21 protein-coding genes and 1 rRNA gene are annotated in these 14,849 nt (G+C 46.5%); 2 read left to right on the plus strand and 20 right to left on the minus strand.

Annotated elements, in window-relative coordinates; all coding sequences use genetic code 11:
* From AC1DLI_RS29320 to AC1DLI_RS29330, 3 genes are all read right to left on the minus strand, one after another.
* Positions 1-117 (minus strand): 16S ribosomal RNA (locus AC1DLI_RS29320); the annotation flags it as partial.
* Between the two features lie 206 nt (positions 118-323).
* A complete protein-coding gene (locus tag AC1DLI_RS29325; RefSeq protein ID WP_053373934.1) occupies positions 324-545 on the minus strand; it encodes a hypothetical protein in 222 nt (73 codons plus the stop codon).
* 127 nt (positions 546-672) lie between these two features.
* On the minus strand, positions 673-1,299 hold the full coding sequence (locus AC1DLI_RS29330) for a stage II sporulation protein M (protein ID WP_477608498.1): 627 nt from the start codon (positions 1,297-1,299) through the stop codon (positions 673-675).
* A gap of 206 nt (positions 1,300-1,505) precedes the next feature.
* Between AC1DLI_RS29330 and pdaB the strand changes: the two genes are divergently transcribed.
* The gene (gene pdaB, locus AC1DLI_RS29335; RefSeq protein ID WP_477608500.1) at positions 1,506-2,315 is read left to right on the plus strand and encodes a polysaccharide deacetylase family sporulation protein PdaB; all 810 of its coding nucleotides are present in this window, start codon (positions 1,506-1,508) and stop codon (positions 2,313-2,315) included.
* Between the two features lies 1 nt (position 2,316).
* Here the strand turns inward: pdaB and AC1DLI_RS29340 are convergent, their stop codons facing one another.
* On the minus strand, positions 2,317-2,940 hold the full coding sequence (locus AC1DLI_RS29340) for a KinB-signaling pathway activation protein (RefSeq protein ID WP_477608502.1): 624 nt from the start codon (positions 2,938-2,940) through the stop codon (positions 2,317-2,319).
* 281 nt (positions 2,941-3,221) lie between these two features.
* Between AC1DLI_RS29340 and gerD the strand changes: the two genes are divergently transcribed.
* Positions 3,222-3,926 (plus strand): spore germination lipoprotein GerD, encoded by a 705-nt coding sequence (gene gerD / locus AC1DLI_RS29345; protein WP_477608504.1) that lies wholly within the window; start codon positions 3,222-3,224, stop codon positions 3,924-3,926.
* A 116-nt stretch (positions 3,927-4,042) separates the two neighbouring features.
* Here gerD and AC1DLI_RS29350 read toward each other — a convergent pair whose 3' ends face one another.
* The 16 genes from AC1DLI_RS29350 to AC1DLI_RS29425 form a co-directional block, all read right to left on the minus strand.
* Positions 4,043-5,170 carry an Mrp/NBP35 family ATP-binding protein gene (locus tag AC1DLI_RS29350; protein WP_477608506.1) on the minus strand — a complete coding sequence of 376 codons (1,128 nt, stop codon included), beginning with the start codon at positions 5,168-5,170 and terminating at the stop codon, positions 4,043-4,045.
* A 114-nt stretch (positions 5,171-5,284) separates the two neighbouring features.
* Entirely contained in the window at positions 5,285-6,073 is a 789-nt protein-coding gene (gene cwlD / locus AC1DLI_RS29355) for an N-acetylmuramoyl-L-alanine amidase CwlD (RefSeq protein WP_477608508.1), read from the minus strand.
* Between the two features lie 133 nt (positions 6,074-6,206).
* Entirely contained in the window at positions 6,207-7,373 is a 1,167-nt protein-coding gene (gene sat, locus AC1DLI_RS29360) for a sulfate adenylyltransferase (protein ID WP_477608510.1), read from the minus strand.
* Between the two features lie 25 nt (positions 7,374-7,398).
* Positions 7,399-8,094, minus strand: coding sequence for a phosphoadenylyl-sulfate reductase (locus tag AC1DLI_RS29365; protein ID WP_477608512.1), 696 nt, complete (start codon positions 8,092-8,094; stop codon positions 7,399-7,401).
* Between the two features lie 178 nt (positions 8,095-8,272).
* On the minus strand, positions 8,273-8,665 hold the full coding sequence (gene rpsI / locus AC1DLI_RS29370; RefSeq protein WP_056635921.1) for a 30S ribosomal protein S9: 393 nt from the start codon (positions 8,663-8,665) through the stop codon (positions 8,273-8,275).
* Positions 8,666-8,685: 20 nt separating this feature from the next.
* The gene (rplM, locus tag AC1DLI_RS29375) at positions 8,686-9,123 is read right to left on the minus strand and encodes a 50S ribosomal protein L13 (RefSeq protein ID WP_053373925.1); all 438 of its coding nucleotides are present in this window, start codon (positions 9,121-9,123) and stop codon (positions 8,686-8,688) included.
* A 182-nt stretch (positions 9,124-9,305) separates the two neighbouring features.
* Positions 9,306-10,058, minus strand: coding sequence for a tRNA pseudouridine(38-40) synthase TruA (truA, locus tag AC1DLI_RS29380; RefSeq protein ID WP_477608515.1), 753 nt, complete (start codon positions 10,056-10,058; stop codon positions 9,306-9,308).
* Positions 10,059-10,415: 357 nt separating this feature from the next.
* Complete coding sequence (rplQ, locus tag AC1DLI_RS29385) at positions 10,416-10,781, minus strand: 50S ribosomal protein L17 (RefSeq protein WP_308998896.1); 366 nt, start codon at positions 10,779-10,781, stop codon at positions 10,416-10,418.
* 44 nt (positions 10,782-10,825) lie between these two features.
* The gene (locus AC1DLI_RS29390; protein ID WP_053373922.1) at positions 10,826-11,770 is read right to left on the minus strand and encodes a DNA-directed RNA polymerase subunit alpha; all 945 of its coding nucleotides are present in this window, start codon (positions 11,768-11,770) and stop codon (positions 10,826-10,828) included.
* Positions 11,771-11,896: 126 nt separating this feature from the next.
* A complete protein-coding gene (gene rpsK / locus AC1DLI_RS29395) occupies positions 11,897-12,292 on the minus strand; it encodes a 30S ribosomal protein S11 (RefSeq protein ID WP_054025307.1) in 396 nt (131 codons plus the stop codon).
* A 19-nt stretch (positions 12,293-12,311) separates the two neighbouring features.
* Positions 12,312-12,680 (minus strand): 30S ribosomal protein S13, encoded by a 369-nt coding sequence (gene rpsM, locus AC1DLI_RS29400; RefSeq protein WP_054025308.1) that lies wholly within the window; start codon positions 12,678-12,680, stop codon positions 12,312-12,314.
* Positions 12,681-12,699: 19 nt separating this feature from the next.
* The gene (gene rpmJ, locus AC1DLI_RS29405) at positions 12,700-12,813 is read right to left on the minus strand and encodes a 50S ribosomal protein L36 (protein ID WP_003333770.1); all 114 of its coding nucleotides are present in this window, start codon (positions 12,811-12,813) and stop codon (positions 12,700-12,702) included.
* A gap of 45 nt (positions 12,814-12,858) precedes the next feature.
* The gene (infA, locus tag AC1DLI_RS29410; protein WP_053373919.1) at positions 12,859-13,074 is read right to left on the minus strand and encodes a translation initiation factor IF-1; all 216 of its coding nucleotides are present in this window, start codon (positions 13,072-13,074) and stop codon (positions 12,859-12,861) included.
* Positions 13,075-13,077: 3 nt separating this feature from the next.
* Positions 13,078-13,359, minus strand: coding sequence for a hypothetical protein (locus AC1DLI_RS29415; RefSeq protein WP_477608570.1), 282 nt, complete (start codon positions 13,357-13,359; stop codon positions 13,078-13,080).
* Positions 13,360-13,367: 8 nt separating this feature from the next.
* Positions 13,368-14,126, minus strand: coding sequence for a type I methionyl aminopeptidase (map, locus tag AC1DLI_RS29420; protein ID WP_308998895.1), 759 nt, complete (start codon positions 14,124-14,126; stop codon positions 13,368-13,370).
* Positions 14,126-14,776 (minus strand): adenylate kinase, encoded by a 651-nt coding sequence (locus AC1DLI_RS29425; protein ID WP_477608518.1) that lies wholly within the window; start codon positions 14,774-14,776, stop codon positions 14,126-14,128. Before AC1DLI_RS29425 ends, map begins: the two co-directional genes overlap by 1 nt.
* Positions 14,777-14,849: the final 73 nt, after the last annotated feature.

Consider the following 14,849-nt stretch of genomic DNA (forward strand, 5'->3'; position numbering starts at 1 on the left):
ACCACCCGTCCGCCGCTAACCAAGCGTTTTCCGAAGAAAACGCGAGATCCGCTCGACTTGCATGTATTCGGCACGCCGCCAGCGTTCGTCCTGAGCCAGGATCAAACTCTCCAAATTGGTGTTTGAAATGCTCATTACTTTTTATCGCTTTTTCGCTTATCCCGAAGGACTTGCGAGGCAGTTATTACTCGTTGTTCAGTTTTCAAAGAACAATTTGTTCTTTCGTTTCAACCGCGTGTGTCTCAGCGGCGACAAGAAATAATATATCACAGGGGCCCAATTAAATGCAACCCCTTTTTTAAAGTTTTTTTCAAAACCTGATTTTATCGGTAAGATCGCGCATTTAATGCATAACGCGACAGTTCTTTCGGGGAGGCAATTCGTGCATACATACGGAAGATGATTTTATATCTTCTTGTAATGGCTTGCTTAATATCGCCGTCTAACCTTGAATCGTTCAGGTCAAGCAGCATTTCATCCAGTTCTTTGCGAAGGACATAGTCGAGTTCTTTGCATTCTTTATCGTTGAATAGTATTCCGAGCATAGCCGTGAGTGACCCCCTTTAGTTGTAAAGCGCAACTAGACCGTCCGTTAACGAACAAAAAAGCAACGTCTTACGCAAATGCGTTTCGACACTGCTTTACTGTTATGCTCAAATATTGGAAAAATTATTACATGGTTAACAACCATGTTGTAATTGTGCTTTCAATAATCGCTGCAATAAGCAGCGTTATCGTCAGATAAACCATCATGGGGACTGTCCTTGCAATGAAGGACTCAAGCTCGCGTCCCAGGCTGCTTGATTTAGATCTTGCGAAAACCAGTGAACCTCCCGCTTTTAAAACGAGTACTCCAAAACGCATGCCATAAGCGCATGCTATGATGATTGCCGGAATTTCCAATATGCCGTGAGGCAATAATCCTTTAACAATGATCTCCATAACGTACCCGCCGCCATGCAGCTCGGCTGTTGTTTTGAGTAAATAACCAATCATCATACCGTTCACGACCAAGAAGAAGAACGGTAGGATCCCAAGCATCGCTCCTAAATACATGACTAAGATCGATTTGATCGCATTATTAAAGAAAATGAAAATAATCATCGTCAATGTCGGATTACTTGAATTGTCGATCATGTCGGCAAGTTTTCCAAGTCCTTCGAGCTGACCGTCAAGAAAGGCTTTAAAGGCCGGATTTGTTCCTCCGATAACCATGCCTGCCAAAAACAATATCGTTCCAAACGCTATATAAGGATTCATCCGCTTAAAATGCTCCCAGTTCAAACGCCAATTAAACAATTTATTCCCCTCCGCAGCATGTAACTTCGCAATATAGATGAATATCTCAGTTGTACGAGCATAGATTGTACTACAAGCGTAAACGACAACCGCCTTCCATGGAGGCAAATACTCGTTCCGCGATAAAAGATAAGCGAAGTATAAAGGTCGGATTTATACTTTCTTATCTTTGTACAAGCTTCCATTAGAGAGGAGTGCCCTTCCCCATGAACGTTTTTTATGTTCTGAACGGCCGTAAGTTGAAAAGGTATTTCTTAATCGCCATCGCCGTTGTCTTCTCTGTCGGCATCATTTATGCTGAACGCGACAACATCACTGTGTTTGCCCCGCAGCAGCCAGCGGCAATCTACAGCGTTCCCACTGATAAAAAGGTAGTCGCCCTTACCTTCGATATTAGCTGGGGAGACAAACGCACGGAGCCCATTCTTAATGTGCTGAAAGAGAAAAACATTAAACAGGCCACATTCTTCTTATCCTCGCCTTGGAGTCAATCCCATCCGGAAATCGTCAAAAAGATACAAGACGCCGGTTATGAAATTGGCAGCCATGGCCACAAGCATGATAATTACAGCAAACTAAGCGATGAAGAAATCCGCAAGCAAATTACGACTGCGCATACCATTTTATCCGACGTAACAGGAAAACAGCCCAAATTAATCCGACTTCCTAACGGCGATTTTGACAAACGTGTACTTCGTATCGCAGAAGAACTGCAATACAAGGTTATTCAATGGGATACGGATTCACTTGATTGGATGAATATCGGGACAGACAAAATCATTAATCGGGTCGTTACGCGTGCCCACCCAGGCGATATCATATTGTTCCACGCAAGCGATTCCGTAAAACAAACACATGAAGCTTTGCCAGCAGTTATTGATCAGCTCCGTGAAAAAGGTTACGATTTTGTCACCGTAACCGATCTCATCACACAAACAGAAATCGACGGCAAAGCTGTGCAGGATAAGACAACGTCTACATTCCCGCAGCTCGATGCCGCCGAATTAGAATACTAAGCTATACGACCGGCTTTGCAGTAATCGCTGCGGAGTCGGTTGTTTCTTTTCTGACCAAGCGATGCATCATCATAATCTGGTATGCATTGCAAACGAATAAAGGAACCATCATAAATATAATGGCGGATACGTTCGTTTCCCCCTGCAGCGCAGGCCATGCTTCAATAAAGGTAACAACAAACATAAGAAACATGGTTGGTACAAAAGCTGTTTTATTCGTTTGTTTAACTTTAAACCATGATACGATTCCGGAAAGGACAAGCAGGATAAGCGGCAGCGTCCAGAAGAACCAGTTATTCATACGCTGCTCGTAAAGGAGATAACCAAGTCCTGCCGCCGCAAATACTGTGGTGTAGCCTTGCAGTGCATTCCATAGATATTTTTTGCCAAATACACTGAGGGCAATATAGTTTAAGGTTAAATAAGCGAAAAAGCCCATTTGGCTAAAGGCTCCGATCATTAAACCAACCAAAGCCATCATCAATGCGTTAAATCCGACCGCCTTAAAACCCAAAAAGCCAAACTCCGGGTCAACCCACGCCATGATTGCTCCGGTAACCACGCAAGCCAGCCCCCCGACTACCATGCCGCTCCAAAACAAAAAGAACCACTTTTTTAAATTCACGTTCCTTATCCTCCTGAATGTTTATGACGGTTGACTGTTCAACCCAAAACAGATGCTTCCTATAGTCCGATAATGCTCGATTGGATTGGGTTTCCGCCAGTTGTGATTAAATGCTTCCGTATTACCCTTTATTTTACCACGTTCACAACAAAAAGCTAACGATTGTCCATGATAATACGGTGAACAATGCGCATAATAAGACCACGATCCATCACTTTTAGAACGATTTGTTTATCCTTATGGAATACAGCAGTACTGACATAGGAAGGAGCATGCGAAGAATGCGTAAGCGGTGGGTTTTATTGTCGGTTATCTCAGCAATGATGTTTTTGCTTACAGGCTGTGGTGCTGAGCCGTCAGGAGGAAATGAGCAGGTCAGCTATAAGGATTTGAAGTCCATGGTTATTGATATCCTCAAAACGGAGGATGCGCAAAAAGCTCTACAGGAATCATCCCAGCAAATGTCTGGTTATTCGGGCCAGACGTCTAAGCTGCTTTCGGTACAAGACCAAGAAGAAGTTCGTTTGGCCGTTAAGGATGTGCTGATCTCTCCACAATACGATAAGGTCATCAAAAAATTGATGGTCGATCCGCGTTTCGCCGGGGAATTCGCAAAATCCGTCAATAAGCAAAACAAAGAAATTCACAAAGAGCTGATCAAGGACCCTTCCTACCAAGCCGATTTGATTAAAGTGCTGAAAAATCCGGAGATGGATAAGATGATCCTGGAGGTGCTGCAGAGCACGCAGTACCGTAAAGAAGTCATGTCGCTCATGCAAGACGCGATGCAAAATCCTTTATTCCGACTTGAAGTGCTTGATTTGATGAAAAAAGCGGTTCAAGAGGAGCTTAAACCTAACCCTGACGAGAAGGTCGATAAGAAAAAGGATGAAGGTTCTGGGGAAGAGGAACAAAAATCAGAGGAAGATCAACAGAGTGAAGATTCTGGCTCCTCTGAAGAAGAACAAAGTGACTCCGGCATGTAACTCATACGGAGGAGTAACGATTACAACACTTTAACCAATAAAAGAGCCCGAACAGATTGTCCTGTATCGAAGCGTAAGCTTGCTTCAGGACATTTGTTCGGGCTTTTGTCATAAGGTTAGCCTTCGCACTTGGATAATACGCTGTCAGCCAATTCTAAGTACAGCTGGCCTGTCTCCGTATCCGCTTTGTAAACGGATGGCGCAAAATCCGGTTCCGACACATGGTTGTCCGGCGCACCTAACGGGATTTGAGCGAGTAAGTCGGCATGCAGCGTCTCTGCAAGCCTTGCACCGCCGCCTCGTCCAAAGACGTATTCCTTCTCACCGGAGCTTTTGGAAACGTAATACGACATATTCTCAACGATTCCAATTATCTCATGCTCCGTCTTAATAGCCATGGCACCGGCTCTTGCTGCTACAAACGCTGCGGTTGCATGAGGCGTTGTGACGATAATTTCTTTGCTTTGCGGAATAATCTGATGAACATCCAGCGCTATGTCCCCTGTGCCTGGCGGCAAATCAAGCAGTAAGTAGTCCAACTCGCCCCACTCGATTTCTTGAAAGAAGTTGCGCAGCATTTTGCCGAGCATAGGCCCACGCCATACAATGGGGCTGTTATCTTCTACAAAGAAGCCCATGGACATGACCTTTACGCCAAATTTCTCGATTGGGATTACTCGTTCGTTCACGACTTCCGGACGCTCCTCGATGCCCATCATATCAGGCACGCTAAAGCCATAGATGTCGGCATCGATTATGCCGACGCGTTTGCCCCTGCGGGCCAAGGCTACCGCCAAGTTTACGGTCACCGTAGATTTGCCGACGCCGCCCTTGCCGCTGGCGACGGCGATGAACTGCACGCCGCTGCTAGGATCCAGCAGCGCATTAGCGAGACCGGCCCCGTGGCCCTGGACGGGCGCGGGGCCGCCAGCTTTGCCGGCACCGCCGGCGCTAGCCGCGGCCGGTGCTTTAGCAGCCGCAGGCGGCGGCGTAGACGCGCCTGCGCCCGCGGCAGGCGCTGCCTCTGCCCGAAACCGGCAGTGCACGGTTTCGGCGCCTAGGCGCGCCAGCGCCTCGCGGAGCGAGGCTTCAAGCGCGGGCTGCGAAGCCGCGCCGGCCCCGAGGACCGTCATGGAAACCTGACGGTCCCGAACCATTACGTCGCGGATGATGATCTCATCCGCCTTATACTGTGCCGTCACGGTTTCGACGGCATCAATGACTTGCTCGCGTGTCAATGTCATATATGTCCCACCTTTATGTAATCAAAACTATATAATAATCATTATAGCACAGTAAGCCCAGCAACAAAGCCCTCTGCTGGCGCGCAGCACCTATCCCCGAACAATAATCATTACTTATTTGGGAGCCACATCGTTCTGCGGTACAACGCCGCTGAGCTTCTCACCGGAGACGTAGCGAAGGACACCCTCATATATGGAGGCAGCCACCTGTCTTTGATAATCCGTATCGGCAAGCCGCTGTGATTCGCCTGGATTGGATAAAAACCCGACTTCGACCAAAGCCGTTGGTATATTTTCAATCGCCTTTAATACATAAACATCCTTCACTGTAGCAGCGACTCTCGTCGTATTTTCTAAATTGCGTTTAATCTCATCCTGAATGAAGGTGGCTAGAATACGATTGTCCGGATGATTCGCAGGGTGGAAGAAAGTTTGAGCCCCTGACCACTTGGTCGACGGGATACTGTTCATATGTATGCTGATGACTGCTGCAGGCTGGCTTGCCTTAATAACTGACACCCGTTTCTTTAAATCCTCCGTCTTGCGTTTGCTGTACGCCCTAGCATCCCCGGTAGCCAGGTCATAATCGCCTTCCCTCGTCATCACGACTATTGCTCCAGCCTGCTGCAAATAATCACGCAAATAAAGCGCGATCGCAAGATTCAAATCCTTCTCGATTACCCCTTGCTTACTTACTGCACCTCCATCCACTCCGCCATGTCCAGCATCAATCGCGATTGTTTTCCCGGATAACGGCAGCGTCCAATAAGACCAAGTTTTAGCTACGGGCATGGATTGTGTTAGCAATATGCCCGTTAATACGATGACAAGCAGCCCAATTCCAATGCGTATTGCTCCTTTATACGTCATCCAAATGACAACATGCCGACCTATTCGGCGCATAAAAAAACCACCCCGTTCTCCATCAAATGAAAATACGCGGCATCCATCGGCTCATAAGCAGCCGAATGCACACTTTCATTTATATGGGACGAGATGGTTGTTTATGAGACAAACCTTTTTTGATTAATCCGAATTAGCCTACCGGTTGCTCCGACATACCTTCGATAAGAATCTTTGCTACTTCTGGACGGGAGAACTCAGGCGGCGGGCAAACGCCGTCACGCAGCAATGCGCGGACTTTCGTACCAGAAAGCGTCAAATGATGCTCTTTGTCATGCGGACAAGTTTTCGAAGTGGCCATGTTTCCGCATTTCTTACAGAAGAAGCTATGCTCGAAGTAAAGCGGCGTTATGCCAAGATCTTCGGTTGGGATCGTTTTGAGCAGATCCTGTGCTTCGTATGTTCCGTAATAATCGCCTACACCAGCGTGGTCGCGCCCAACGATAAAATGCGAGCAGCCGTAGTTTTTACGAACAAGTGCATGGAAGATCGCTTCACGAGGACCAGCATAACGCATAGCTGCCGGGAATACGCCAAGGAAAACACGATCCTGCGGGTAATAGTTCTCAAGCAAAGCAAGATAACTCTTCATTCGTACGTTCGCAGGAACATCGTCTGATTTCGTTTCGCCGACAAGCGGGTTAAGGAACAATGCATCTACGATTTCCATTGCGGTTTTCTGGATGTATTCATGTGCACGGTGAACCGGATTACGCGTTTGGAATCCAACGACTGTTTTCCAGCCCTTTTCTGCAAAAATACGACGAGTTTCTGATGGATCAAAATAAAACTCATCGAACTTCTCCGGCTGTGGACGGTTCAATACGGTAATTTCGCCGCCTACATTTGTGGATGAACGCTCGAACAATTTTTGAACGCCTGGATGCTCAAGGTCATCTGTTTTGAATACGTTGATCGCTTCAACTTTGTGATCTACGGTGTAGATGCTGTTGATATCAATAGTCGCATAAATGATGCCGTCTTCGCCAACAAGCGCCGCGCGCTCGCCAATCGAAAACTCAGCAGCCTTCGTTTCTTCTACAGCAAGTGTAATCGGAATGCTCCACACCGTGCCATTCGCAAGGCGCATGGTTTGTACAACCGATTGATAGTCCGCTTCATTCATAAATCCTGTCAATGGTGAAAACGCGCCTACGCCGATCAGATCAAGATCTGATATTGCCCATGTGTTGATCGTAATCGTCTTTAAGCTTTTTGCTTCTGCGAGTAATGCTTCACGTTGTTCGCCGGAAGCGATACGGTTAACCAATACGCCGCCGTGCGGTAGAATTTGACTCATTTGCGATGTATCCTCCTAAAGTTGCTTATTTATGCAATCCGCATTCTGTTTTCTCTTGACCGGCCCAACGTCCAGCGCGAGGATCTTCGCCCGGCATAACTTTGCGCGTGCATTGCTCACAGCCGATGCTCGGGTAGTTTTGATCATGCAGCGGGTTATAAATAACATCATTCTCACGGATGTAGTTCCATACGTCTTCATTTGTCCAGTGAGCGATTGGATTAAATTTAACAAGTCCGAATTTTGTATCGTACTCAATTTTTTTGGAGTTTGCGCGAGTAGGCGCTTGATCGCGGCGAATACCCGTAATCCAAGCATCGTACTTCGACAAAATGTTAGTCAACGGTTTAACCTTACGAATGTTGCAGCATGCGTTTGCATCGGATTTCCATAGCTCTTCTCCAAATTGTGCGACTTGCTCTTCCGGCGTAATTTCCGGCTTTACTTCAACGAAAGGAATGCCTGGATAACGAGCGGCCATTTTATCGCGCGTTTCATAGGTTTCCTTGAAGTGAAAATCCGTATCCAGATAGAAAATGTCTGTTTTAGGACTGATTTTTTGAAGCATATCGACTAGTACGACATCTTCAGCTCCAAAGCTGCATGCGAACGTAATATTAGGAAAAGTCTCAACCGCAAACGCGATGATTTCTTCCGGTGTCGCGTTCTCGAGTTCTACTTCCTTTTGCTTGATAAGCGCTTCTTTTTCAAAAAGGTTCATTTGTATGCCCTCCGTTTTTAAATCCTAGTAAATTAGTCTGTATAAAAATTATACGTCCAAAATGCTCAATGTTCAATAATAAGTTTACACCAAAATGAAATAAAGTTTTGGTATTTATGTCGTACAAACAAAAAATGCCCTCTCTGACTGGCAGAGAGAGCATTTTGTCGTATAAGAATTAACGTTTCGAGAATTGTGGAGCGCGACGAGCCGCTTTAAGACCGTATTTTTTACGTTCTTTCATACGCGGATCACGAGTTAGGAAGCCAGCACGTTTTAGAGCCGGACGGAATTCTGGGTCTGCTTTAAGCAGAGCACGGGAAATACCGTGACGGATAGCGCCTGCTTGACCGGACATACCACCGCCATTAGCGATTACAAGCACATCGTATTTCGACAATGTGTCAGTAAGGTTAAGCGGTTGTTTTACGATCAGCTTCAATGTTTCTAGACCAAAATATTCATTAAGGTCGCGTTTGTTAATAATGATTCGTCCTTCACCCGGCACAAGACGTACACGTGCAACAGAGTGTTTACGACGACCGGTTCCATAGTATTGCACTTGAGCCATGAAACTTGTCCTCCTCTTTATTACCCGCGAAGTTCGTAAACTTCAGGGTTTTGTGCTTGATGTGGATGTTCCGCACCTGCGTATACTTTAAGTTTAAGCTTCATTTTGTCGCCAAGACGGTTCTTAGGCAACATGCCGTGTACAGCCAATTCGATTACGCGCTCTGGCTTGTTCTTAATCATCTCTTGTGCCGGAGTAGCTTTCAAGCCACCGGAGTACATGGAGTGACGGTAGTAAATTTTATCCGACATTTTTTTGCCTGTCAGATGGATTTTTTCAGCGTTGATAACTACAACGAAATCGCCTGTATCAACATGTGGCGTAAATGTCGGTTTGTGTTTGCCGCGGATCAGGGCAGCAACTTCACTCGCCAAGCGGCCTAGCGTTTTGCCTTCCGCATCGACGACGAACCATTTACGATCAACTTCAGTTGATTTAGCCATATAAGTGGTACGCATGGATGATCCTCCTTAATTTCATACATTAATCGTTTTTATAACAACGTAAACGTTGGTTTGTTTATTCATTGTTGATAGCCAAGTTTGTGACAATCTCAGTCGGGGCTGTGGGTTAGCCACTTCGAAAGCACAAGTTATATTCTACTATAAAGTATAGTTAAGTGCAAGTAATTTATAGTGATTTATCCCTGTTTTTCGCTGGAATATTCAACATCTATTAGCATCAAACCATGCGGCATAGCCGTAGGACCTGCAAGTGATCGATTTCGACCCTCCAGAATGCGTTTTATCTCAGATGAAGCCATCTTCCCCTCGCCAACCCATAATAAAGTTCCCATAATGACACGAACCATATTGTACAAAAAACCGTTCCCTGTTACGTACATGTGTACGATAGGACCTTCCTGCACAAAATCTGCTTCATAGATCGTACGAATATGATGAGGCTTGGTAGAATGTATCGATGTAAATGAGGTAAAGTCATGCTCCCCTATAAGGTAGCGCAGTCCCTCACGCATCGCATCCACATCAAGCGGCGTCGGATGATGAAAGCGATACTGACGGCCAAAAACATCAGGAAACTTCCCAGTATCAATCGTATAGCGATACGTTTTGCGCTTTGCGGATCTTCTTGCGTGAAAATGCTCGGGCACATCGAATGCTTCAATAATGACAATATCCTTAGGCAGCCTCGTATTAAGCGCGATCGCCCATCTTTCTGTCGGAATCGTGGACTCCGTGTAGAAATTGAATATTTGTCCTTGTGCATGCACTCCAGCATCCGTACGACCCGAACCAATAATAATAGTCGTTTCGCCCGTAAGCTTCTTTATAGCCTTCTCAATTTCACCTTGAACCGTTCTGCCGTATGGCTGCGTTTGAAAACCGTTAAAGCCGGCCCCGTCATAGCTGACCCTTACGCATATATTCCTCAACCTTTTCCCCCCTTTAGCTAAAGGGATTCCTACATGTTCTAAATTCCTTATCAAGACGGAACTTAAGAGCTGCGCCCTCTGGACACCTCGGAGATGTCGCACAAGCTCATCTGTCGTCCCTGGCTATATTCAGTCAACAAGACTAACAAGCCTATTTTGCAAATAAAAAAAGGTGGCCTCAAGGGTCCACCCTTTTCACTAAAATACAAGAGGGTATACGGAAACCATACACTCACTTATATCTCATAGCGTTAGCGTTCTTATACCGCCCAGAGGCAGGCATAAGACGTTTACGCTCGCGTATAAAGCTTGGACAAGGTTTAACGCTGTGGACAAGCTTATACATTTATTAGGTTACTAAGCGCGGTCAACCAATTCTAGGTAAACCATTGGCGCAGCATCGCCGCGACGGGGTCCTAGTTTTAGAATACGCGTGTAGCCGCCTGCACGCTCCGAGTAACGGCTAGCCAGCTCGGAGAATAGCTTTTGAATAGCGTCTTGTTGACCGTCAACCGTTTCACGACGAACATAAGCAGCTACTTGACGACGAGCATGAAGATCACCTTGCTTAGCTTTAGTGATCAGCTTCTCAGCGATAGAACGAACTTCTTTCGCTTTTGCTTCAGTCGTTTGGATACGCTCATAAAGGAACAAGTCAGTAACGAGGTCACGGAACAAAGCTTTCCGTGCACTAGCGTCACGTCCTAATTTTTGATATGCCATCTTGTTTTCCCCTCCCTTGCTCTTTTGTCTTCACTAGTTGGTTACTACTCTTCCATGCGAAGGCCCAAACCGAGCTCTTCAAGCTTCTCTTGAACTTCCTCAAGTGATTTACGTCCGAGGTTACGAACCTTCATCATGTCCTCTTCGGATTTCGTGATTAGCTCTTGAACCGTGTTGATACCCGCGCGTTTCAAGCAGTTGTAAGAACGGACGGAAAGATCAAGTTCCTCGATCGTCATCTCTAGAACTTTCTCTTTCTTATCTTCTTCCTTCTCAACCATAATTTCCGCATCTTTGGCTTCATCGGTCAATCCAACGAACAGGTCCAAATGCTCGGTCAAAATTTTAGCGCCGAGGCTTACAGCCTCTTCCGGTCTAATACTGCCGTCAGTCCATACTTCAAGCGTGAGCTTGTCGTAGTTAGTAACTTGACCAACACGCGTATTTTCAACGCTGTAATTTACACGAGTAATTGGCGTGTATATCGAATCAACGGGAATTACCCCAATCGGTTGTTCGTCTTTCTTGTTGCGGTCCGCTTGCACGTAACCGCGTCCCCGATTAGCAAAAACCCGCATATGGAGCCGCGCGCCGGAAGCCAAGGTTGCGATGTGAAGATCAGGGCTTAAAATCTCGACATCGCTGTCTGCTCGAATGTCGCCCGCTGTAATATTCCCTTCGCCATCCGCGTCGATTTCCAACACCTTTTCTTCATCGGAGTGGATTTTCAACGAGAGGCCCTTCAGGTTCAGAATGATTTCGGTAACATCCTCAATCACTCCGGGAACCGTAGAGAACTCGTGAAGCACTCCATCGATTTGAACCGAGGTTACTGCTGCACCCGGCAACGAAGACAATAAAATTCGGCGAAGCGAATTTCCAAGCGTCGTGCCATATCCGCGTTCAAGCGGCTCGACGACGAAACGTCCGTATGTTCCCTCATCATTCAGTTCTACGGTTTCGATTTTCGGCTTTTCGATCTCAATCACTAATAGTACCCTCCTTCAAACGTCGCTCCGTTAGCTTACCGTTATTTTAAGTCAAATCTTGTAGTATGCCAAACCTTCACAACCATTATTCACAAGTTGTAGTTATTTGATACCACACGGACCCAACTATACGCGACGACGTTTCGGAGGACGGCATCCGTTGTGAGGAACTGGTGTTACGTCTTTAATGAGGTTAACTTCCAATCCAGCTGCTTGAAGCGAGCGAATTGCTGCTTCACGGCCAGCGCCTGGTCCTTTTACCATCACTTCGACTGTTCTCATGCCATGCTCCATTGCTGCTTTGGCAGCCGTCTCAGCAGCCATTTGAGCTGCGAAAGGCGTGCTTTTACGTGAGCCTCTGAAACCCATGTTACCAGAGCTTGCCCATGAAATCGCATTGCCGTGCGGATCCGTGATCGTAACGATCGTATTGTTGAATGTCGAGCGAATGTGCGCAACGCCAGTCTCAATATTTTTCCGGTCGCGACGTTTCGTACGAACGACTTTTTTTGGTTTAGCCATTGTCCATTATCCTCCCTTCTTATTTCTTCTTGTTAGCTACAGTCCGACGAGGACCTTTACGTGTACGCGCATTTGTTTTCGTACGTTGACCGCGAACAGGCAAGCCGCGACGGTGACGAAGACCACGGTAGCATCCGATTTCAGTCAGACGTTTAATGTTAAGTGAAATTTCACGACGCAAGTCGCCTTCTACTTTAACAGATTTGTCGATTGCTTCGCGAAGGCGAGCAAGTTCGTCTTCTGTCAAGTCACGAACACGAGTGTCGTAGCTAACTTCAGCAGTATTCAAAAGTTTTTGCGACGTTGTTTTGCCGATACCGAAAATGTATGTCAGGGCGATTTCGACGCGCTTATCACGCGGCAAGTCTACACCAGCTATACGTGCCATAGGCTATATTCCCCTCCTTCTATCCTTGTTTTTGTTTGTGTTTCGGATTTTCACAAATCACCATAACGTTGCCTTTGCGACGAATGACTTTGCATTTTTCGCAGATCGGCTTTACCGAAGGTCTAACCTTCATTGTGATTACCTCCCGAATCTTTCGTAAACAAGCCGATATTTCAGCTTACTTACGATAGGTGATGCGCCCTTTTGATAAATCATAAGGCGATAACTGTATAACCACCTTGTCTCCTGTCAGGATGCGGATAAAGTGCATTCTGAGCTTACCGGAAACATGTGCGAGAATTTGGTGACCGTTCTCCAGCTCCACCTTGAACGTGGCATTCGGCAACGGCTCTATAACCGTACCTTCGACCTCAATGATGTCTTCCTTAGCCAAGCGTCATTCTCCTTTCGCATTAACATACTTCTGAATTGCATAACGTAACTTTGCGTTGGTCACCCTGCCGGTTTCTTGCATGCTGCCAGAAACCTCCGAACTAATTGCAGGCTGTAACTCGAGATGTAGAACGTTCTTTTTCTTCGGCTGATCGAATCGGCGCTTATGGCCATCCGCAATCATGACGAAACGTTCATCAATGACCGCTAGGATAACAGCATAGCTTTCCTCATCTTTACCGCGAAGCACTTTGACGAACTGACCAATCTGGGGACGAGCATCCATCGTCATACTTATGTCTGCTGCGGCAAAATGGTCAATATTTCAAAGCCGTCCTCTGTAACGGCTACAGTATGCTCAAAATGAGCGCACCATGAACCGTCTTCCGTTACAACCGTCCAATTGTCTTCGAGCGTACGGACATATCGTTCACCGATATTAACCATTGGTTCGATTGCAAGCACCATTCCGGTCTTCAGACGAGGTCCGCGATCTGGTATGCCGTAGTTCGGTATTTGTGGTTCCTCATGGAGGTCCGCGCCGATTCCGTGCCCTACGTATTCCCTTACTACGGAGAATCCTGCATCTTCAATTACCTTTTGAATAGCGTGCGAAATTGTATATAGTCTAATATCTGGTTTGATGAGCGCAAGCCCCGCGTAAAGCGATGCTTCCGTTACCTCAAGCAGCTTCTGAACTTCAGGCGTCACTGCTCCAACCGCATAGGTCCAAGCCGAGTCACCGTGGAAGCCTTCATACTGCGCACCGATATCGATACTAATTATATCGCCTTCGTTCAACTTGCGTGAACCAGGGAAGCCGTGCACCAGCTCGTCATTCACAGAAGCACAAATGCTGGAAGGAAAACCATTGTAACCTTTGAAGGAAGGAATCGCATTTTGACTCTTAATGAACGTTTCAGCGATTTGGTCAAGCTCACGAGTTGTGATGCCTGGTTTCACAGCCTCCGCCATCAATCGATGCGTTTCCGCAACAATGCGTCCTGCTTCCCTCATATATCGCAGCTCCGAATCGGATTTGCAAATAATCATTACAATGAACCTCTCAAGTTGGAAATAATGTCGGATGTTACAACATCAATGTCCTTCTCGCCGTCGACTTCGCGAAGGAGACCTTTAGCACTGTAGTAATCGAGTAGAGGCGCTGTTTTGGATGAATATTCATCTAAACGAGTTCCAACCTTTTCCTCTGTATCATCTGAACGTTGATACAATTCCCCGCCGTCTTTGTCGCAGATACCTTCGACTTTAGGTGGGTTAAAGATTACATGATAAGTCGTACCAGTCGTTTTCGATATGCGTCTGCCCGTTAAACGAGCAAGCAGCAAACTGCGGTCAACCTTTAGATTTACAACATGGTCAATACTGCGACCGAGCTCCGCAAGCATAACATCAAGTGCTTCTGCTTGCTGCAGTGTGCGAGGAAACCCGTCGAGCAAGAATCCATTTTTGCAATCGTCTTGTTCAAGTCTTTCCTTTACAATACCGTTCGTGATCTCATCGGGAACGAGTAGGCCTTGATCGACATACTCCTTCGCTTTGACTCCAAGTGCGGTTCCTTCTTTCATAGCGAGGCGGAAAGCATCGCCAGTGGAAATGTGGGGAATACCGAACTCTTCAACGATCCGTTCAGCTTGTGTACCTTTACCGGCTCCCGGAGGGCCCATGAATAAAATGTTCATTGCTGAGTTCCTCGCTTTAAGCACAATAGGCTCGGGCGGGCTGCCGCACAACGCAAGTTGACGAACGCGGAAG

The sequence above is a fragment of the Paenibacillus sp. 01T443 genome (genome assembly GCF_056398325.1).